Origin of the sequence: Streptomyces sp. 2131.1 (assembly GCF_900105515.1) — a bacterium.
Taxonomy (GTDB): domain Bacteria; phylum Actinomycetota; class Actinomycetes; order Streptomycetales; family Streptomycetaceae; genus Streptomyces; species Streptomyces drozdowiczii.
Map to the genome: position 1 here is coordinate 3,014,484 of NZ_FNSY01000001.1, position 19,498 is coordinate 3,033,981.

The 19,498-nt window shown below is 73.8% G+C and carries 14 protein-coding genes and 1 pseudogene; 7 read left to right on the forward strand and 8 right to left on the reverse strand.

Going from position 1 to position 19,498, the window contains the following annotated elements; translation table 11 throughout:
• Positions 1–2: 2 nt before the first annotated feature.
• Positions 3–625 (forward strand): annotated as a pseudogene (locus BLW14_RS13515) (LysE family translocator).
• A gap of 309 nt (positions 626–934) precedes the next feature.
• Here BLW14_RS13515 and BLW14_RS13520 read toward each other — a convergent pair.
• The 8 genes from BLW14_RS13520 to BLW14_RS13555 form a co-directional block, all read right to left on the reverse strand.
• Positions 935–2,524, reverse strand: a complete 1,590-nt coding sequence (locus BLW14_RS13520; RefSeq protein ID WP_093707452.1) for a 4-coumarate--CoA ligase family protein — start codon at positions 2,522–2,524, stop codon at positions 935–937.
• Between the two features lie 68 nt (positions 2,525–2,592).
• The gene (locus tag BLW14_RS13525; RefSeq protein WP_093707454.1) at positions 2,593–3,753 is read right to left on the reverse strand and encodes an acyl-CoA dehydrogenase family protein; all 1,161 of its coding nucleotides are present in this window, start codon (positions 3,751–3,753) and stop codon (positions 2,593–2,595) included.
• Positions 3,750–5,717: an ATP-binding protein gene (locus BLW14_RS13530; RefSeq protein ID WP_093707456.1), complete on the reverse strand. Its 1,968-nt coding sequence runs from the start codon at positions 5,715–5,717 to the stop codon at positions 3,750–3,752. Before BLW14_RS13530 ends, BLW14_RS13525 begins: the two co-directional genes overlap by 4 nt.
• An 8-nt stretch (positions 5,718–5,725) precedes the next feature.
• On the reverse strand, positions 5,726–7,324 hold the full coding sequence (locus BLW14_RS13535; RefSeq protein ID WP_093707458.1) for an acyl-CoA carboxylase subunit beta: 1,599 nt from the start codon (positions 7,322–7,324) through the stop codon (positions 5,726–5,728).
• A complete protein-coding gene (locus tag BLW14_RS13540) occupies positions 7,321–9,015 on the reverse strand; it encodes an acyclic terpene utilization AtuA family protein (protein ID WP_093710718.1) in 1,695 nt (564 codons plus the stop codon). Before BLW14_RS13540 ends, BLW14_RS13535 begins: the two co-directional genes overlap by 4 nt.
• A 14-nt stretch (positions 9,016–9,029) precedes the next feature.
• Positions 9,030–9,824 carry a TIGR03084 family metal-binding protein gene (locus BLW14_RS13545; protein WP_093707460.1) on the reverse strand — a complete coding sequence of 265 codons (795 nt, stop codon included), beginning with the start codon at positions 9,822–9,824 and terminating at the stop codon, positions 9,030–9,032.
• Between the two features lie 121 nt (positions 9,825–9,945).
• Positions 9,946–10,902, reverse strand: a complete 957-nt coding sequence (locus tag BLW14_RS13550; RefSeq protein ID WP_093707462.1) for an EamA family transporter — start codon at positions 10,900–10,902, stop codon at positions 9,946–9,948.
• A 143-nt stretch (positions 10,903–11,045) separates the two neighbouring features.
• Positions 11,046–13,886, reverse strand: a complete 2,841-nt coding sequence (locus tag BLW14_RS13555; RefSeq protein WP_093707464.1) for an FAD-binding and (Fe-S)-binding domain-containing protein — start codon at positions 13,884–13,886, stop codon at positions 11,046–11,048.
• Between the two features lie 245 nt (positions 13,887–14,131).
• On the opposite strand from BLW14_RS13555, the gene BLW14_RS13560 reads away from it, so the two are divergent.
• Genes BLW14_RS13560 through BLW14_RS13585 form a run of 6 tightly spaced genes read left to right on the forward strand, consistent with a single transcriptional unit; the run spans position 14,132 to position 19,456 of the window.
• Positions 14,132–15,598 (forward strand): sensor histidine kinase, encoded by a 1,467-nt coding sequence (locus tag BLW14_RS13560; protein WP_093707466.1) that lies wholly within the window; start codon positions 14,132–14,134, stop codon positions 15,596–15,598.
• Entirely contained in the window at positions 15,595–16,026 is a 432-nt protein-coding gene (locus BLW14_RS13565; protein ID WP_018519492.1) for a roadblock/LC7 domain-containing protein, read from the forward strand. Before BLW14_RS13560 ends, BLW14_RS13565 begins: the two co-directional genes overlap by 4 nt.
• Positions 16,023–16,388 carry a DUF742 domain-containing protein gene (locus tag BLW14_RS13570; protein WP_018519493.1) on the forward strand — a complete coding sequence of 122 codons (366 nt, stop codon included), beginning with the start codon at positions 16,023–16,025 and terminating at the stop codon, positions 16,386–16,388. Before BLW14_RS13565 ends, BLW14_RS13570 begins: the two co-directional genes overlap by 4 nt.
• On the forward strand, positions 16,369–17,016 hold the full coding sequence (locus BLW14_RS13575; protein WP_093707468.1) for a GTP-binding protein: 648 nt from the start codon (positions 16,369–16,371) through the stop codon (positions 17,014–17,016). The genes BLW14_RS13570 and BLW14_RS13575 overlap by 20 nt, the downstream gene beginning before the upstream one ends.
• Complete coding sequence (locus BLW14_RS13580; protein WP_093707470.1) at positions 17,013–18,251, forward strand: cytochrome P450; 1,239 nt, start codon at positions 17,013–17,015, stop codon at positions 18,249–18,251. The genes BLW14_RS13575 and BLW14_RS13580 overlap by 4 nt, the downstream gene beginning before the upstream one ends.
• Entirely contained in the window at positions 18,248–19,456 is a 1,209-nt protein-coding gene (locus BLW14_RS13585) for a cytochrome P450 family protein (RefSeq protein ID WP_093707472.1), read from the forward strand. Before BLW14_RS13580 ends, BLW14_RS13585 begins: the two co-directional genes overlap by 4 nt.
• Positions 19,457–19,498: the final 42 nt, after the last annotated feature.

A 19,498-nucleotide genomic window follows, 5' to 3' on the forward strand; every position in this document is an offset into this window, starting at 1 on the left:
CCGTGGTCCGCCCCGTCGGCGTCGCCGGGTTCCTGGTGGCGGTCCTTCCCCTGATCGCCACCCCGGAGCCGGCCTGGCCCTGCTGGTCCAGCACGTCACCGACGGCGGCCGCCGTCGGGCGCTTCCCGTCGTACTCGGTACCGTCACCGGCCTGTACGTCCACGCCGCGCTCGCCGTGGCCGGTCTGTCGGCCCTGGTCATGCACTCCAGCGTGGCCTTCGCGGTCGTCAGGCTCGTCGGCGCGGTCTACCTCATCGGCCTGGGCCTGTGGACCTGGCGTTCCGCCTCGGCGCACGCGGAACCCGCCCCGCGCCGCCGGTCCCGGCCGAGGGGCACGGACTCCGTGTACGCCCAGGCGCTGCTGGCCAACGTCCTCAACCCGAAGGCCGCGTCCGTCTACCTGACCCTGGTCCCCCAGTTCGTCGAGCCCGATCGGCCCATCGGCGGCCAGCTCCTCACCCTGGCCACCGCCCACGCGCTGCTGATCGCGCTCTGGCTGACCGCCTGGACCCTCCTCGTCCTGCGCGCCTCGCACGCCCTGCGCACCCCCCGCTTCAGGCGGACGGCGATCAGGACCACCTCGGCGGTCCTGATCGCCCTCGGCATCCGGAGTGCCGTCGCGTAGAACGATCCCGGCGAGGACGCCGGGGTCCGGGAACCGCCAGCCGGTCTCGGACGCGAGTGCCGTACGCAGCCGCTCGTAGCTCGGGGCAAACCGGCGCAGGAGCTCGGTCATCGGCCGTGACGCCGTCCGTCGGCCCGTGCTGGATGATCGTGGCCGCCAGCGGGACGCCGGGCACCTCGGCCGTAGGCAGGTCACCCGCATCCCCGGCGGCCGGGATCCCGGCCGGCACGGTGATCGTGTCCTCGCCGGGTTCTCCCTCGGCCACCCGGACCGGGGGAGGGGACCGCGCGTCCGCCCATCGCCCCGGCGTCAGCCCTTCCCCGCCTCCCGGTCCCGCAGCTCCCGGCGCAGGATCTTGCCCGACGCCGCCCGGGGCACCGCGTCCGTGAACTCCACGCTCCGCACCTTCTTGTACGGGGCCACCCGCTCCGCCACCCAGGCCATCAGGGCGTCCACCGTCAGGTCGGCGCCCGGGCTCCGGACCACGTAGGCCTTCGGGATCTCGTTGCCGTCGGGGTCGTACACGCCGATCACCGCCGCGTCCGCCACCGCGTCGTGGCCGAGCAGCAGCGCCTCCAGCTCCGCGGGGGCCACCTGGTAGCCCTTGTACTTGATGAGCTCCTTGACGCGGTCGACGACGAAGAGCCAGCCGTCCTCGTCGACCCGGCCGATGTCGCCGGTGTGCACCCAGCCGTCGGGGTCGATCATCGCGGCGGTGGCGTCGGGGCGGCCGAGGTAGCCCTTCATGACCTGGGGGCCCCGGATCAGGATCTCGCCGGGCTCCCCGGCCGGGGCGTCGGCGGACGGGTCCTCCAGCGACACGATGCGCATCTCGGTGCTCGGGAGGAGCGTGCCGACGGCCCCGGGCGGCGGGTTCTCGGCGGCCAGCGGGACGACGTGGGTGCCCGGGGACAGCTCCGTCATGCCGTACGCCTGGCGGACCGGCGGCAGTCCGAGGCGGCGGGAGCAGGCGGCGGCCAGGTCCGCGTCGAGCGGGGCGGCGGCGCTGACGATGTACTCCAGCGAGGACAGGTCGTAGCGGTCGACCACCGGGTGCTTGGCGAGGGCCAGGACGATCGGCGGGGCCACGTACAGGCCGTTGATGCGGTGCGTCTCGATCGCCGCCAGGAACTGGGCGAGGTCGAAGCGCGGCAGGACGACGACCGTGGCGCCGGTGCGCAGCGGGGCGTTCATCAGGGCCGTCAAACCGTAGATGTGGAAGAACGGGAGGACCGCCAGAATGCGATGCCCCTCGCCCAGCGGAACGAACGGGCTCAGCTGCTCCAGGTTGGTCGCCATCGAGCGGTGCGTGAGCATGACGCCCTTCGGGGCGCCGGTGGTGCCGGAGGAGTACGGGAGTGCCGCGACGTCCTCGGCCGGGTCGACGGCGACCATCGGTTCCGGGGCGCTCGTGGTGAGCATGTCGAGGACGGAGGCGTGCCCCTCCGCGTGGTCGCAGACGAAGATCTCCTCGACGCCGCCCACGAGTTCGGCGGCCCGGCGGGCGACCGCGAGCAGCGGGGACACGGTGACGACCCAGCGCGCGGAGGAGTCGCGGAGCTGCTTGGCGAACTCCTCCGCCGTGGCCAGCGGGTGCACGGTCGTGACCGTGGCGCCGGCCCGGGTGGCGGCGTAGAAGACGGCCGGGTACGCGATGGTGTTGGGGCTGTGCAGGGCGAGCACGTCGCCCTTGACGAGCCCGGCGGCGGCGAATCCGGCGGCGATCCTGCGGTGGAAGGCGTCGAGCTGGGCGTAGGTGAGGCGGCTGCTGTCGTTCGTGCCGTCGACCAGGGCGACGGTCTCCCCGAACCGCTCGGTGGCGTGCCCGAGCACCGCGTCGTGGATGGCGGTGTCGAGGGGCTGGACGTCGGGGTAGTCGCTGCGGAACACGTGCGCCATCTCGGTCCCTTCGGTGCGCTGGGGTGGGGCGGCGGCAGGACGCCGCCGCCCGTACAACAGTGACCCGGTCAGTACGACTTGGGGAGTCCCAGGGTCTGGTGGGATATGTAGTTCAGGATCATTTCCCGGCTGACGGGGGCGATCCGGGCCACCCGCGCCCCCGTGATCAGCGAGGCGAGCCCGTACTCGCGGGTCAGGCCGTTGCCGCCCAGCGTGTGCACCGCCTGGTCCACCGCCTTCACGCACGCCTCGCCCGCCGCGTACTTCGCCATGTTCGCCGCCTCGCCCGCGCCGAGGTCGTCGCCCGCGTCGTACAGGCGGGCAGCCTTCTGCATCATCAGGCGGGCCAGTTCGAGTTCGATGTGGGCCTGGGCCAGCGGGTGGGCGATGGCCTGGTGGGCGCCGATGGGCTCCTTCCAGACCTGGCGGGTCTTCGCGTAGTCGACGGCCCGGCTCAGCGCGTAACGGCCCATGCCGATACCGAAGGCGGCGGTCATGATGCGTTCGGGGTTGAGCCCGGCGAACAGCTGGAGCAGCCCCGCGTCCTCATCGCCCACCAGCGCATCAGCGGGCAGCCGCACGTCGTCCAGCACGAGTTCGAACTGCTTCTCCGGGGCGTGGACCTCCATGTCGATCCGGTTCCGCCGGAAGCCGGGCGTCTCGCGCGGGACGATGAACAGGCAGGCCTTGAGCTTGCCGGTCCTCGCGTCCTCCGTGCGGCCGACGATAAGCGTGGCGTCCGCGATGTCGACGCCGGAGACGAAGACCTTGCGGCCGGTGAGCAGCCAGTCCCCGCCGTCGCGGCGAGCCGTGGTCGTGATGCGGTGCGAGTTGGAGCCGGCGTCCGGCTCGGTGATGCCGAACGCCATGGTGAGGGAGCCGTCGGCGAGGCCCGGGAGCCACTGCCGCTTCTGCTCCTGAGTGCCGAAGCGGGCGATCACCGTGCCGCAGATCGCAGGCGACACGATCATCATGAGGAGCGGGGAGCCGGACGCGCCCAACTCCTCAAGGACGATGGAGAGTTCCGCCATCCCGGCGCCCCCGCCGCCGTACTCCTCGGGGAGGTTGACGCCGAGGAAGCCCGCCTTCGCGGCCTCCGCCCACAGCTCGCGGGGGTGGGCGCCCTCGCTGACGAGGGACTGCATGTACTCGCGTCCGTACCGCTTCCCGAGGGCGGCGACGGCGGCGCGCAGGGCCTGGTGCTCTTCGGTTTCGAGGACGGTGCTCATGCGGGCTGCTCCTCAGAAGGGTCCGTGGTGGGTTCGGTGACTACGGCGAGCAGGGCGCCGACCTCCACCTGGAGGCCGGGCGCGACGTGCAGGGCGGTGAGCGTGCCGGAGGCGGGGGCGAGGATGCGGTGCTCCATCTTCATCGCCTCCAGCCAGATCAGCGGCTGTCCGGCCTCGACGGCGGCCCCCTCCGCGAGGCCGTCCGCGAGGCGGACGACCGTGCCGGGCATGGGGGCGAGCAGGGAGCCGGGTTCGGTGCGGTCGGCGGGGTCGGTGAAGCGGGGCAGGGCGGTGAAGGTGTACGCGCCGGAGGCGGTGTCCACGTACGCCTTGCCGTCGTGGACGGCCACGTGGAAGGGGGCCGTCACGCCCTCGGTGTCGAGGGTGGCGCGGACGCGCCCGGCGGAGACCACGCGGACACCCTCCGTGCCGACCACCAGGCCGTCGCGGGTGGGGCGGTAGCTGATCTCGTACTCGCGGCCGTCCGGTTCGCTGCGGTACCGGCGGATCTGGGGCTGCGAGGGCAGGTTGCGCCAGGCGCCGAAGCGGGCGAACCCGCCGGCGGTCTTCCCGACGGTGTTACGGGCCGCCTCCACGACGGCCGCCGCGGTGGCCGCGATCCGGACCGCCGCTTCGTCCGCCGGGGCCGTCAGCTCCGCCAGGTGCCGCTCGTAGAACCCGGTGTCCAGGCGGGCGCCCAAGAAGTCCGGGTGCCGCAACGACCGGACGAGGAGGTCCCGGTTGGTCACCGGGCCGTGGACGCGCGCCCGCTCCAGGGCGCGGGCGAGGAGCCGCACCGCCTCGGTCCGGGTCGGGGCGTGGGCGATGACCTTGGCGAGCATCGGGTCGTAGTGGACGCCGATCGTGTCCCCGCCCGTGTACCCGGTGTCCAGGCGGACGCCCGGCTCGTCCGGCACCTCCAGCGAGAGCAGTGCTCCGGTCTGCGGCTGCCAGTCACGCGCCGGGTCCTCCGCGTACAGCCGGGCCTCCACGGCGTGCCCGGCCGGGGCCGGGGGCTCGGCGGACGGCAGTGGCTCGCCCTCCGCGGTCCGGAGCTGGAGCGCGACCAAATCGAGCCCGAACACCGCCTCGGTGACGGGGTGTTCGACCTGGAGGCGGGTGTTCATCTCCAGGAAGTACGGCCGCCCGTCGGCCGCGACCAGGAACTCGACGGTCCCCGCGCCCCGGTAGCCCACGGCGCGCGCGGCGGCCACCGCCGCCTCGTGCAGCCGCTCCCGCAGCCCGTCGGGCAGGCCGGGCGCGGGCGCCTCCTCGATGACCTTCTGGTGGCGCCGCTGGAGCGAGCAGTCGCGGGTCCCGAGCGCCCAGACCCCGTCGTGCTCGTCGGCCATGATCTGGACCTCGACGTGCCGGCCGCGCTCCACGTACGGCTCGGCGAACACCTCGCCGTCCCCGAACGCGGACAGCGCCTCGGCCGCGGCGGCGGTCAACTCACCGGCCAGGTCGCCTAGTTCCCGTACGATCCGCATCCCGCGCCCGCCGCCCCCGGCCGCCGCCTTCAGGAGCAGCGGCAGGTCGTCGGCGGTCGCGGCGGCCGGGTCCACGGGCGCGAGGAGCGGCACCCCGGCGGCGGCCATCAGCTCCTTGGCGCGGGTCTTGGACGCCATCAGCTCGATGGCCTTGACCGGCGGCCCGATCCACCGCAGCCCGGCGTCCTGCACGGCTGTGGCGAAGTCCGCGTTCTCGGAGAGGAAGCCGTAACCGGGGTGCACGGCGTCCGCCCCGGCCGCTAGCGCGGCGGCCACGACGCGGTCGCCGCGCAGATACGTGTCGGCGGGGGCCGCGCCCGGCAGCCGGACGGCGGTGTCGGCCTCCCGGACGTGCAGCGCGCCGGCGTCCGCGTCCGAGTACACGGCGACGGTGGCGATGCCGAGGGCCCGGCAGGTGCGGAAGATCCGGCAGGCGATCTCGCCCCGGTTGGCGACGAGCAGGCTGGTGATCACTTCACTCCTCACATCCGGAAGACGCCGAAGCCGCCGCGGGCGCCCTCGACCGGTGCGGTGTGGATGGCGGACAGGCACATGCCGAGGACGGTCCGGGTGTCGCGCGGGTCGATGACCCCGTCGTCGTACAGCCGCCCGGACAGGAACATCGGCAGGGACTCGGATTCGATCTGCTGCTCGACCATGGCGCGCAGGGCGGCGTCCGCCTCGTCGTCGTACGGGCGCCCCTTCGCGGCGGCGGAGGCGCGGGCGACGATGGAGAGCACCCCTGCGAGCTGCTGCGGGCCCATGACGGCGGACTTGCTGCCGGGCCAGGCGAAGAGGAAGCGCGGGTCGTACGCCCTGCCGCACATCCCGTAGTGCCCGGCCCCGTACGAGGCGCCCATCAGGACCGAGAGGTGCGGGACCCTGGAGTTCGACACCGCGTTGATCATCATCGCGCCGTGCTTGATGATTCCGCCCTGCTCGTACTCCTTGCCGACCATGTAACCGGTGGTGTTGTGGAGGAAGAGCAGCGGGATGTCGCGCTGGTTGGCGAGCTGGATGAACTGGGCGGCCTTCTGCGACTCCTCGCTGAACAGCACGCCCTGCGCGTTGGCGAGGATGCCGACCGGGTAGCCGTGCAGCCGCGCCCAGCCGGTGACCAGACTCGTCCCGTACAGCGGTTTGAAGGCGTCGAAGTCCGAGCCGTCGACCAGCCGTGCGATCACCTCGCGCGGGTCGAAGGGGACCTTGAGGTCGCCGGGCACGATCCCGATCAGCTCGTCCTCGTCGTACTTCGGCGGCTCGGCGGGGGCCGGATCGGCGTGCGCCTTGCGCCAGTTGAGGCGGGCGACGATGCGGCGGGCCTGACGCAGGGCGTCGTGCTCGTCGACGGCGAAGTGGTCGGCGAGCCCGGACGTACGGGCGTGCATCGCGGCGCCGCCGAGCGATTCGTCGTCGCTCTCCTCGCCGGTCGCCATCTTCACCAGCGGCGGTCCGCCGAGGAAGACCTTGGACCGTTCCTGGATCATGACCGTGTGGTCGGACATGCCGGGGACGTACGCGCCTCCGGCGGTCGAGTTGCCGAAGACCACGGCCACGGTCGGGATGCCGGCGGCGGAGAGCCGGGTGATGTCCCGGAAGAGCGCCCCGCCCGGGATGAAGATCTCCTTCTGGGACGGCAGGTCGGCGCCCCCGGACTCCACGAGGCTGATGCACGGCAGCCGGTTGGCGAAGGCGATCTCGTTGGCCCGCAGCGCCTTCTTCAGCGTCCACGGGTTGGAGGCGCCGCCGCGCACGGTCGGGTCGTTGGCGGTGATCAGGCACTCGACGCCCTCCACCACCCCGATTCCGGTGACGAGCGAAGCGCCGACCGCGTACTCGCTGCCCCAGGCGGCCAGCGGCGACAGCTCCAGGAACGGCGTGTCCGGGTCGACCAGCAGCTCGATGCGCTCGCGGGCGAGCAGCTTGCCGCGCCCCCGGTGCCGCTCGGTGTACTTCTCGCCGCCGCCCTCCAGCGCCTTGGCGTGCGCGGCCTCCAGCTCGGCGAGCTTGTCCAGCATGGCGGTCCGGTTGGCCGCGTAGTCGGGGCTCGCGGTGTCGAGCCCGGTGGGCAGGACGGTCATGCGGGCACCTCCAGAAGGGTGACGGGTATCTCCAGGTGGCGGGAGCGCAGCCACTCCCCCAGCGCCTTGGCCTGCGGGTCGAAGCGGTGCTGCGCGGCGACGCCCTCGCCGAGCAGCCCGTGGACGATGAAGTTCAACGCCCGCAGGTTCGGCAGGACATGGCGTACGACGGTGAGGTCGGCGGTCTCCGGGAGGAGTGCGCGCAACCGCTCGACGGTCAGCTCGTGCGCCAGCCACCGCCACGCGTCCTCGTCCCGGACCCAGACGCCGACGTTGGCGTCCCCACCCTTGTCGCCGCTGCGTGCGCCGGCGATACGGCCGAGGGGGGCGCGGCGGGTCGGTCCCGGCTCCAACGGCTGGGGCAAGGGCGGCTGTTCGACGTCGTGCAGCTCCTGTGTCCGTGCGGGGTGCGCGACGGGCTGCCGCGTCCCGTCGGGGAGTACGGCCACGTGCTCCACGTCCCGCGCCGGTACGTACCGCGCCTCGAACACCCCGTAGGGGGCGCCCTTTCCGGGCGGGGCGGTGACGTGGAAGCCGGGGTAGCTGCCGAGCGCCAGCTCGATCGCCGCACCGGACAACGCCCGTCCCACGGCGTCCTGTTCGCGGTCGCGTACAACCAGACGGAGCAGCGCGCTCGCGGTCTCCTCGGTCTCGGCGTCGGGTTTGTCCGTACGGGCCAGCTCCCAGCGGACCTCCTCCGGCCGGCGCCCGGCGCGCTCGAAGGCGTCCGCGAACTGGTCCCGGACGAGAGCCGCCTTGGCCTCGACGTCGAGCCCGGTGAGGACGAAGACGACCTCGTTGCGCCAGCCGCCGAGCCGGGTGAGCCCGGCCTTGAGGGCGGGCGGCGGGGCCTCGCCGCGTACGCCGGAGATCCGGACCCGGTCCGGCCCGTCCTGCGTCAGCGTCGCGGTGTCGAGCCGGGCGGTGACGTCGGGGCCCGCGTACCGGGCGCCGCCGGTCTCGTACAGGAGCTGGGCGGTGACCGTGCCGAGGTCGACGACGCCGCCGGTGCCGTCGTGCTTGGTGATGACGGAGCTGCCGTCGGCGTGGATCTCCGCCACCGGGAAGCCGGGGCGGCGGACGTCGTGGTCGCGGAAGAAGGCGTAGTTGCCGCCGGTGGCCTGTGTCCCGCACTCCAGGACGTGCCCGGCGACCACGGCCCCGGCGAGCGCGTCGCGGTCATCGGGGCCCCAGCCGAAGTGGGCGGCGGCTGGGCCGGTGACGAGGGCGGCGTCCGTCACCCGGCCGGTGACGACGACCCCGGCACCGGCCCGCAGGCACGCCGCGATGCCTGCTCCGCCAAGATACGCGTTTGCCGTGAGGAAACCCTCCGGTACGGAAATGCTGTCGCCCTCCACATGGGCGACCCGTACGGGAACCCCGACCTTCGCGGCCAGTTCGCGTATCGCGTCGGCGAGCCCTGCGGGGTTGAGGCCGCCCGCGTTGGCGACGATCCTCACCCCCCGCTCGTGGGCAAGCCCGAGGCCCTCCTCCAGCTGCCTCAGGAACGTGGAGGCGTACCCGCGCGCCGGGTCCTTGAGGCGGCTGCGGCCGAGGATGAGCATGGTCAGCTCGGCGAGGTAGTCCCCGGTGAGGACGTCGAGCGGGCCGCCGGTGAGCATCTCGCGCAGGGCGTCGAAACGGTCGCCGTAGAAACCGGAGGCGTTGCCGATCCGCAGGGGCGCGGGCACCCCGGCCGCCCCCGTCACCGCTGCCCCTTCGGCGCCCGCCCCGCCCCCGCCGGACCGGCGAAGGCCTGCGCGATGTCGAGCCAGACCTCCGCGTCCGCCCCCTCCGCGCGGACCGCCAGGTCGTCGCGGTGGGCGCGCTGCGTGACCAGCAGGCAGAAGTCGTGCAGCGGCCCGGTGACCCGCTGCGCCGCGCCCTCGGGGCCGTACGTGATCAGTTCGCCGCCCGGCGCCTCCAGTTCCACCCGGAACTCCTCGGCGGGCGCCTGCTTCCCCCGTACGAGGAAGGCGTAGTCGCGGGCCCGGACACCGATGCGGGCGACGTGCCGGAGGCGGGCGGTGGGGGTGCGGGCGGCCCCGAGGGCGTCGGCGACGTCCTGGCCGTGGGCCCAGGTCTCCATGAGCCGCCCGGTCGCCATGGAGGCCACGCTCATCGGCGGCCCGTACCAGGGGAACTTCGTCCCGGCCGGGGCCGCGCGCAGGGCCTCCTGCAACCGCTCGCGCCCCTCGCGCCAGCGGACGAGCAGCGCGTCCGGCGGATACGCGGTGACGATCTCGTCGGCGGCCCGGTCCACGAAGCCCTCGGGGTCCTCCATCGCCTTCGCGACCTCGCCGCCGAAGCGCTCCGGGTCGGTGACGGAGATCAGCGCGACGTCGTCGGTCCAGCTCAGATGGGCGATCTGGTGGGCGAGGGTCCACCCCTCGGCGGGGGTCGGCCCCGCCCACTGTCTCGCGGTCGCCCCGGCGACGAGCAGGTCGAGCTCCAGGCTCTCGCTGCGCAGGTCGTCGAGCACGGCTGAGGCATCGGACACGGTGCGCTCCCCTCGGGGCGTGACGGCGTGCCCGGGAGCCTGCCAGCGGAACTCAAAACAATCAAGCATGCTTGCATGATTTTTATCCCCGCCGGCGCCGTGACGGGCGACGGCCTGCCCCTCAGCGCTTCGAGACGCCCCGCACCTGGCTGCGCACCGCGCCCATGCTCGCGCCGATGACCAGCGCGATGGCCAGGGCGTCCGTCGTGGACAGCGCCTGGTCGAGGACGAGGAAGCCGGCCATGGCGGCGATCGCGGGCTCCAGGCTCATCAGGATCGCGAAGGTCGGCGCCGGCAGGCGGCGCAGGGCGATGAGTTCGAGGGTGTACGGGAGGACGGAGCTGAGCAGCGCGACGGCCGCGCCGAGCCCGAGCGTGCTGGGGACGAGGAGCTTGGAGCCGGCGTCCACGATGCCGAGCGGCAGCGAGAGGAGGGCGGCGACGACCATGGCCAGGGCGAGGCCGTCGGCCTGTGGGAAGCGGCGGCCGGTGCGGGCGCTGAAGACGATGTACGCCGCCCACATCGCCCCGGCGCCCAGGGCGTAGGCGGCGCCCACGGGGTCGAGCCGGTCGAAGCCCCCGCCGCTGAGCAGGACGACGCCGCCGAGCGCGAGGGCCGCCCAGACCAGGTTGACCAGGCGGCGCGAGGCGATCACGGACAGGGCGAGCGGGCCGAGCACCTCCAGGGTGACGGCGGCGCCGAGCGGGATGCGGTCGGCGGCCTGGTAGAACAGCGTGTTCATGCCGCCCATGGCGATGCCGAAGGCGACCACGGTGCCCCAGTCGGCGCGCGAGTGGCCGCGCAGCTTCGGCCGGCAGACCACGAGCAGGACGAGCGCGGCTGCGGCCAGTCGCAACGTGACGACGCCGAGCGCCCCGGCCCGGGGCATCAGCAGCACCGCGATGGCGGCGCCGAACTGCACGGAGAGCCCGCCCGCGACGACCAGTGCGACCGGGGCGAGCGCGGCCCGCCGCGCGCCGGACCGGGCGCCGGGTTCACCGAGGGCAGGGGTGGCGACCGCCTCCGGCACGGTGACGGCGGCTGCGGCCGGTTCTGCGGCGGTGGTCTGGTCGTTCACCCGGGGCCTGTCTCTCCTGGATCCATGAACAGCGGCAGTCCATCACACTGAACTACCCGATATACGGTACTGCACTTCTGTGAGGCGGCCCGTCCCTCCACGGTAAGGACTCGCGCAAACGTCGTGAAACGCCGGGACACCTGCTAGGGCGCGCCCTCCGCCAGTCCCTCCGCCAGCAGCTCCGCCAGGTGCCGGGCCCGTACGCCGCCCAGCTGGGCCAGCTGGGTGCGGCAGGAGAAGCCGTCGGCCAGGATCTCCGTGCCGGGGGCCGCGTCCCGGACCGCCGGGAGCAGCTGGTCCCCCGCGCAGGCCACCGAGACGTCCCAGTGGCCCCGCTCGTAGCCGAAGTTCCCGGCCAGCCCGCAGCAGCCGCCCGCCAGCTCACCGGTCAGGCCCGCCCGTTCGCGCAGCCGGCGCTCCGCCGCGTCGCCGAGGACCGCGTGCTGGTGGCAGTGGGTCTGGCCGGCGACCGGGCGGTCCAGGCGCGGGGGCGCCCAGTCGGGGGCGTACGCCTCCAGGTACTGGGCGAGGGTGTGGACGGAGGCGGCGAGGCGGGCGGCGCGCGGGTCGTCCGGGAGGAGCTCGGGCAGGTCGGTGCGCAGGGTCGCCGCGCAGCTCGGCTCCAGCACGACCACCGGGTCGCCCGGCGCGCCGCCCAGCCGGTCCAGCGTGCGTCGCATCACCCCGCGCGCCCGGTCGAGCTGTCCGGTGGAGACGTACGTGAGGCCGCAGCACAGCCCCCGCCCGGCGGGGAGCACCTGGCGGCCCGCCGCCTCCAGCACCGTCACCGCCGCCCGCCCCACCTCGGGCGTCAGGTACTCGGTGAAGGTGTCGGGCCACAGGAGGGCCGGCCCCTCGCCGGAGAGCGGCCGGGCGCCGCGGTGCCGGTCGAACCACCGCGTGAACGTCTCCCGCGCCAGCGGCGGAATCCCGCGTTCCGGTGCGATGCCCGCCAGCCGCTTGGCGAGGGCGGCGAGCGGGCGGACCCGGGCGAGGGCGTTCAGCGGGCCCGCGAGGGGCGCGGCGAGGCGGAGCCACAGCGGCAGCCGGCCCAGCGCGTAGTGGGAGGCGGGGCGCGGCCGCCGGCGGTAGTGGTGGTGCAGGAACTCCGCCTTGTACGTGGCCATGTCGACGCCCACCGGGCAGTCGCTGCGGCAGCCCTTGCAGGACAGGCACAGGTCGAGCGCGTCCCGTACCTCCGTGGAGCGCCAGCCGTCCGTGATCAGGCCGCCCGCGTCCCCGGCGAGCATCTCGTGCAGCAGCCGGGCCCGGCCGCGCGTGGAGTGGGCCTCCTCGCCGGTCGCCCGGAAGGAGGGGCACATCACGGACGGTCCTGCGGCCTTCTCCGTACGGCACTTGGCGACGCCGACGCAGCGGCGGACGGCGGCGGAGAAGTCGCCGCCGTCGTGCGGGTAGCCGAAGGCCACGTCGACGGGTTCGCGGGGCAGGACGTCGAAGCGGAGGTTCTCGTCGAGGCGGGCCGGGCGGGCGAGGATGCCCGGGTTCATGGCGCCGTCGGGGTCCCAGAGGTCCTTGTAGCGGGTGAAGAGCGCGACGAGTTCGTCCCCGTACATCTTCGGGAGCAGTTCGGCGCGGGCCTGGCCGTCGCCGTGCTCGCCGGAGAGCGAGCCGCCGTGCGCGACGACGAGCGCGGCCAGGTCCTCGGAGAAGCGGCGGAAGCGGGCGACGCCGTCGCCGGTCAGCAGGTCGAAGTCGATCCGGACGTGGATGCAGCCGTCGCCGAAGTGCCCGTACGGGGTGCCGCGCAGCCCGTGCTCGGCGAGCAGGGCGCGGAAGTCGCGGAGGTAGCCGCCGAGCCGGGCGGGCGGCACCGCGCAGTCCTCCCAGCCGGGCCACGCCTCACCGCCGCCCGGCATCCGGGTCGCCGTGCCGGCCGCGTCCTCGCGGATGCGCCACAGGGCCCGCTGCCCGGCCGGGTCGGTGACGACGGCGGTGTCCACGGCGTCGGCGGACGCGGCCCGCACGAGGCGTTCGGCGTGCGCCCGGGCCTCCGCCGGGGTGGCCCCGCCCGTCTCGGCGAACAGCCAGGCCGCGCCGCGCGGCAGCCCGGCCGGTTCGCGTACGAGGTCGGCGGCCATGCCCTCCACGGTCAGCGGGTGGTACGGCAGCAGGCCGGGGGCCGCGTCGGCGGCGGCGGACTCGTCGGCGTATCCGAGGACGGCGAGGGCGCGGGCGGCGGGCACCTCGACGAGCCGCACGGTCGCCTCCGTGATCACGCCGAGGGTGCCCTCGCTGCCGCAGAACGCGCGCACGGGGTCGGGGCCGTTCTCGGGCAGCAGGGCGTCCAGCGCGTAGCCGGAGATGCGGCGCGGGAGGGCGGGGAAGCCGGTACGCAGGAGGGCGAGGTGGCCGGCGGCCAGGTCGCGGACGCCGGGCGGGCCGGGTGCGCCGGGCTCCAGGCGCAGGGTGTCGCCGCCGTAGCGGGCGACGGTCAGGGCGTGGACGTTGTCGGCAGTGGTGCCCCAGGCGACGGAGTGGGAGCCGCAGGAGTTGTTGCCGATCATGCCGCCGAGGGTGCAGCGGCTGTGGGTGGAGGGGTCGGGGCCGAAGGTGAGGCCGTGCGGGGCGGCGGCCGCCCGGAGGTCGTCGAGGACGAGTCCGGGCTGCACGACGGCCGTGCGGGAGGCGGGGTCGAGTGCGAGGACGGACCGCAGGTGGCGGGTGAGGTCGAGCACGACGCCGGTGCCGGTGGCCTGCCCGGCGATGGACGTACCGCCGCCGCGCGGCACGACGGGCACCCCGTGCGCGCGGCACACGGCGAGCGCGGCGGTGATGTCGGCGGCGTCGCGCGGGGCGACGACGGCGAGCGGCACCCGCCGGTAGTTGGACGCGTCCATCGTCGTCAGCGCCCGTGCGGTGGCGTCGGACGCCACCTCGCCGCGCACGGCCGCCCGCAGGTCGCGGACCAGGGCGGCGGGGGCGGTGGACGCGCTGCTGCCGCTCTGGGCGGTGCCGGATGCCATCGGTCCAGGATGCCGCCGAAGATCGCCGCACGCCGGTCAACACGACATTATTCAGTCGTAAATTGACAGGTTGAAAACACAAACAGAACAGAGGCCACCACAAGTTCTTCCCAAAGGGATCGTCAATTCTCATATAGTGACGGGGACTTACCTGGGAACCTCCTGTTCCAGTTGTCACGCTTGTCTCCCGTGTCACCCTCGCCCGAATCGCCCCGTCCGCCGCCGTCCGCCCCAAGGACTCCGCTTTGCGCCCCTCAACCCGGCCGACCGCACTGGCCCTCCTGGTCACGGTGGCCCTCACCGCACCTCTGTGCGCGTGGGCGACCCTCGCCGCTCCCGAATCGGCAAGGACCGCGGTGGCCTGGGGCTCCGGCGCCGCCGCCCTGCTGCTCGCCACCGCCGTCGCCACGGCCGTCCACGCCCGCGCCACCGTGCGCCGGCTCCGCGATGCGCACGCCGCCGAGAGCGGGCGGTTCACCGCGGAGGTCTCCCGCCTGGTGTCCGCCTCCGCCGCCGACGCCCAGCGGTTCACCGCCGAGAGCGCCCGCGTGAAGGCCGCCGCCGCGGCCGAGGCCGCGAAGGCCAAGGAGGAGGCCGAGGCCGGGACCGCCCGCCTCACCGCCGAGAACGCCCGGCTGAAGGTCCGCGCCTCGCGCGCCGAGACCGAGCGCTCCGCCGCCCTCACCGCCTGTGCCAACGCGGCCGGCCGGATGCAGGCCCTGGCCACGAGCATGCTCGCCGACCTGCGCGAGATGGAGCACCGGCACACCTCCGAGGACGTCCTCGCCGACCTCCTCCACCTGGACCACCGCACCGCCCAGGCCGGCCGCCTCGCCGACTCCATCGCCGTGCTCACCGGCGCCCGCTCCGGCCGGCGCTGGGCCAAGCCCATCGTCATGGAGTCCGTGCTGCGCGGCGCGATGGGCCGGATCAGCGGCTACCAGCGCGTCCGGCTCCACTCCACCAGCGACGTCGCCGTCGCGGGCCACGCCGCCGAGGGCGTCATGCACGCCCTCGCCGAACTCCTCGACAACGCGGCGAACTTCTCGCCGCCCACCGCCGAGGTCCACGTGTACGTGGAGGAGGTCCCGGCCGGGATCGTCGTCACCGTCGAGGACAGCGGCCTCGTCATGAGCGAGGTGCAGCAGCGCCGGGCGGAGCGCGCGGTCGCCGCCGAGGACGCCGACCTCACCGGCCTGTCCGGCACCCGGCTCGGGCTCGCCGTCGTCGGCCGGCTGGCCCGCAAGCACGGGCTGACCGTCTCCTTCCGGCCCTCCGCGCGCGGCGGCACGGGCGCCCTGATCATGCTCCCGCAGGAGATCATCACCCGCACCCCGGCCCGCACCGCCCCGGACACCACGCCCGACGAGCCGGAGCCCCAGCACACCTCGGTCGCCGAACCGGCGGACCAGAGCGCCCCGGCCGGCCGGCCCGCCGCCCCCGAGCCCATGCGCTCCGACTCCGCGTCGGACACCACCGGCAGCCTCCCGAAGTTCGGCGACAGCGGCCTGCCCAGGCGTTCGCGCGGCCGCACCCTCGCCGCCGCCGAGGCCAGGGCACGGTCCACCGCCGAAGCCGCACGCGACACCGACGCCGCGTCGGACAGCTCTCCCGACACCGCATCCGACCCCAAGGCCCGTGCGGCCCGCTTCAGCAGCTTCCGCAACGCCGTACGGCCCGACTCCCCACACCCGGAAGGCAACTCCCGATGACCGCGACCACCGACGAGAAGCTCAACTGGCTGCTGGAGGGGCTCCTCGAACGGACCCCCGGCGCCCGTCACGCCCTCGTGCTGTCCAGGGACGGCCTCAAGCTGTGCCGCACCCCCGAGCTCTCCGTCGACCAGGCGGACCAGCTGGCCGCGATCTCCGCCGGCATCCAGAGCCTGTCCCACGGCGCGTCCGTGGAGTTCGGCAACGGAACCGGCGGTGTCCGCTCCGCCATGGCCGAGTTCTACGGCGGCATCCTGTTCATCGTCGAGGCGGGCGCGGGCGCCCACCTCGCGGTCGTCGCCGCCGAGAGCGCGGACGTGGGCCTCGTCGGCCACAACATGAGCGAGCTCGTCGAACAGCTCGGCGAGCACCTGGTGGCCCCGCCCCGCGAACCGGCGGAGGCGGCCGCCGGGGGCACGGCAGTATGACGCCGCGCCCCCGCCCCGGCAGGGACGACGACCCCGACCGGCTCTACACCCTCACAGGTGGCCGCACCCGGTCCGACTCCGCCGCCTTCGACCTGGTCACGCTGGTGGTCTCCGAGTGCGAGCCGTCCGTCGGCATGCAGTCGGAGCACGTGGCGATCCTGCGGATGTGCGAACGGCCCACCGCCGTCGTCGAGATCGCCGCCACCCTGGACCTGCCCGTCAGCATCGTGCGCATCCTGCTCTGCGACCTGCTCGACACCGGCCGGATCAGCGCCCGCCACCCGCGTACCGCACGTGTATCGGACCGGCTTCCGGCCCCCGACATCCTGGAACAGGTGCTCGTTGGACTCCGCAACCTCTGACCGTGCCGCCCTGCAGGCCACGGCCGACAACGGACTGAAGATAGTCGTCGTCGGCGGCTTCGGGGTCGGCAAGACCACCATGGTCCGATCCGTGAGCGAGATCCGTCCGCTCAACACGGAGGAGACGATGACCCGCGCGGGCGAGGCGGTCGACCGCCTCGACGGCGTGCGGTCCAAGAACTCCACCACGGTCGCCTTCGACTTCGGGCGGATCAGCCTCGACGAACGCTCGGTGCTGTACCTGTTCGGCGCGCCCGGCCAGGAGCGCTTCTGGTTCCTGTGGGACCGGCTGTTCTCCGGCACCCTGGGCGCCGTCGTCCTCGTCGACACCCGCCGGCTCGCCGACTCCTGGTACGCCATCGACCGGCTGGAGCACCACGGCACGCCGTTCATCGTCGCCTGCAACGACTTCGGCGGCCCGCTCCACACCGAGCAGCAGATCCGGGAGGCGCTCGACATCTCCGCGGACGTCCCGCTCGTGGAGTGCGACGCGCGCGACCGGTCCTCCAGCAAATACGTGCTGATCACCCTGGTCGAGCACCTGCACCGCCTGTCGGCAGCCCGTACGGAGGACGCCCCCGCGCCCGCCGGAGGCGCCCCCGCCCTGACCCCGGAGCCCACCCCGTGACCCAGTGCCCCCACGCGGCGGGCGGTTCCGTACCGCTGTCCGGCCCCCGGTTCCAGACCGAACCGGCGCAGCTGTACCGGGAGATCCGGCGCGACCACGGCGCCGTGGCACCCGTCGTCCTGGACGGCGGCCTGCCCGCCTGGCTGGTCCTCGACTACCGCGAACTGCACCAGGTCACCAGCGACCCCCTGCTGTTCAGCCGCGACTCGGACCTCTGGAACCAGTGGGAGAACGTCCCCGCCGACTGGCCCCTGCTGCCCATGATCGGCCGGAAGCAGCCGTCGATCCTCTACACCGTCGGCCCCCGGCACGCCGAGCGCGCCGCGATGATCGGGAACGCCCTGGAGGCGATCGACCCGTTCGCCCTCAGGCGCTTCGCCGAGGAGTTCGCCGACGAACTGATCGACCGGTTCTGCTCCAAGGGCTCGACCGACATCATCGCCGACTACGCCATGCTGCTCCCGGCCCGCGTACTGGCCAGGATGTACGGCGTGAGCGACGAGGACGGCGACGCGCTCGTCGGCTCCATCAACGACATGATCGACGGCCGGGAACGCGCCCTGGCCGGTCAGCAGCACCTCGGCGCGACGATGCTGAAGCTGCTGGCGGACAAGCACGCCGAGCCGGGCGACGACGTCGCGACCAGGATGCTGGCCGACCCCGGCGGCTTCACGGACGAGGAGGTCATGCAGGACCTCATGGTCATGATGGCGGCGGGGCACCAGCCGACCGCGGACTGGATGGGCAACTCCCTGCGGCTGATGCTCACCGACGACCGCTTCGCCGCCTCGCTCTCCGGTGGTCGGCACAGCGTCGCCGAGGCCATGAACGAGGTGCTGTGGGAGGACACCCCGACGCAGAACGTCGCCGGCCGCTGGGCCGCGCGCGACACGCACCTCGGGGGCCGCCACATCCGGGCGGGCGACCTGCTCCTCCTGGGCATCGCCGCCGCCAACTCCGACCCCCAGGTCCGCGTCGACGGCTCCGCCCTGACCGGCGGCAACAGCGCGTTCCTGTCCTTCGGCCACGGCGAGCACCGCTGCCCGTTCCCGGCCCAGGAGACCGCCGAGGTCATCGCCCGTACCGGCATCGAGGTACTGCTCGACCGGCTCCCGGACATCGACCTGGCCGTCGCCGCCGAGCGGCTCACCCGACGCCCCTCCCCCTGGCTGCGGGGACTGACCAACCTGCCCGTCGTCTTCACACCCACCCCCGCCATCGGAGGCCGGACATGACCCGCATCGCCCTCGACCCCTTCGTCGCCGACCTGAACGGCGAGAGCGCCGCCCTGCGCGCCGCGGGCCCGCTCGCCGAGGTCGAACTCCCCGGCGGGGTGAACTGTTACGCCGTGACGCACCACGCCGAGGCGAGACAGCTGCTCACCGACTCCCGGATCGTGAAGGACATCAACGTCTGGGGCGCCTGGCAGCGCGGCGAGATCCCCATGGACTGGCCGCTGATCGGCCTGGCCAACCCGGGCCGCTCGATGCTGACCGTCGACGGCGCCGACCACCGCCGCCTGCGCACCCTCGTCGCGCAGGCCCTCACGGTGAAGCGGGTGGAGCGGCTGCGCGCGGGCATCGAGGCGCTGACGACCGCGAGCCTGGACCGCCTCGCGGCCCTGCCCGAGGGCGAGCGGGTCGACCTGAAGGCGGAGTTCGCCTACCCGCTGCCGATGAACGTGATCAGCGAGCTGATGGGGGTCGACGCCGCCGACCACCCCCGGCTCAAGGAGCTGTTCGAGAAGTTCTTCTCGACGCAGACACCGCCCGAGGAGGTCCCGCAGATGATGGCGGACCTCGGCGCGCTCTTCACGAAGATCGTGGACGCGAAGCGGGCGGAGCCGGGCGACGACCTGACCAGCGCCCTGATCGAGGCGTCCGAGGACGGCGACCACCTCAGCAACGAGGAGATCGTCAACACGCTGCAGCTGATCATCGCGGCGGGCCACGAGACGACGATCAGCCTCATCGTGAACGCGGTCGTCGCGCTCGAGACCCACCCCGAGCAGCGCAAGCAGGTGCTGTCCGGCGAGGTGCCGTGGGAGAACGTGATCGAGGAGACGCTGCGCTGGAACACCCCGACCTCGCACGTCCTGATCCGCTTCGCGACGGAGGACGTACAGGTCGGCGACAAGGTCCTGCCCAAGGGCGAGGCCCTGATCGTCTCCTTCGGCGCGCTGGGCCGCGACGAGCGCCAGCACGGCCCGACCGCCGGTGAGTTCGACGTCACGCGCTCGCCGAACCGGCACATCGCCTTCGGCCACGGCCCGCACGTCTGCCCGGGCGCGGCCCTCTCCCGGCTGGAGGCGGGGGTCGCCCTGCCCGCCCTCTACGAGCGCTTCCCGGACCTGGAGCTGGCCGTACCCGCCGGCGAACTGCGCAACAAGCCGATCGTGACGCAGAACGACCTCTTCGAACTGCCGGTCGAGCTGGGCTGAGCCGGACCCCGGTCCCTGGCCACGAGTCGGAATCCCCGTCTC

Excerpts from the sequence above, each read along its gene's own strand:
- BLW14_RS13525 (WP_093707454.1), bottom strand. The coding sequence starts at position 3,753 with ATGAGCACCGTCCTCGAAACCGAAGAGCACCAGGCCCTGCGCGCCGCC.
- BLW14_RS13570 (WP_018519493.1), top strand. The coding sequence starts at position 16,023 with ATGACGCCGCGCCCCCGCCCCGGCAGGGACGACGACCCCGACCGGCTC.
- BLW14_RS13520 (WP_093707452.1), bottom strand. The coding sequence starts at position 2,524 with ATGGCGCACGTGTTCCGCAGCGACTACCCCGACGTCCAGCCCCTCGAC.
- BLW14_RS13535 (WP_093707458.1), bottom strand. The coding sequence starts at position 7,324 with ATGACCGTCCTGCCCACCGGGCTCGACACCGCGAGCCCCGACTACGCG.
- BLW14_RS13565 (WP_018519492.1), top strand. The coding sequence starts at position 15,595 with ATGACCGCGACCACCGACGAGAAGCTCAACTGGCTGCTGGAGGGGCTC.
- BLW14_RS13585 (WP_093707472.1), top strand. The coding sequence starts at position 18,248 with ATGACCCGCATCGCCCTCGACCCCTTCGTCGCCGACCTGAACGGCGAG.
- BLW14_RS13555 (WP_093707464.1), bottom strand. The coding sequence starts at position 13,886 with ATGGCATCCGGCACCGCCCAGAGCGGCAGCAGCGCGTCCACCGCCCCC.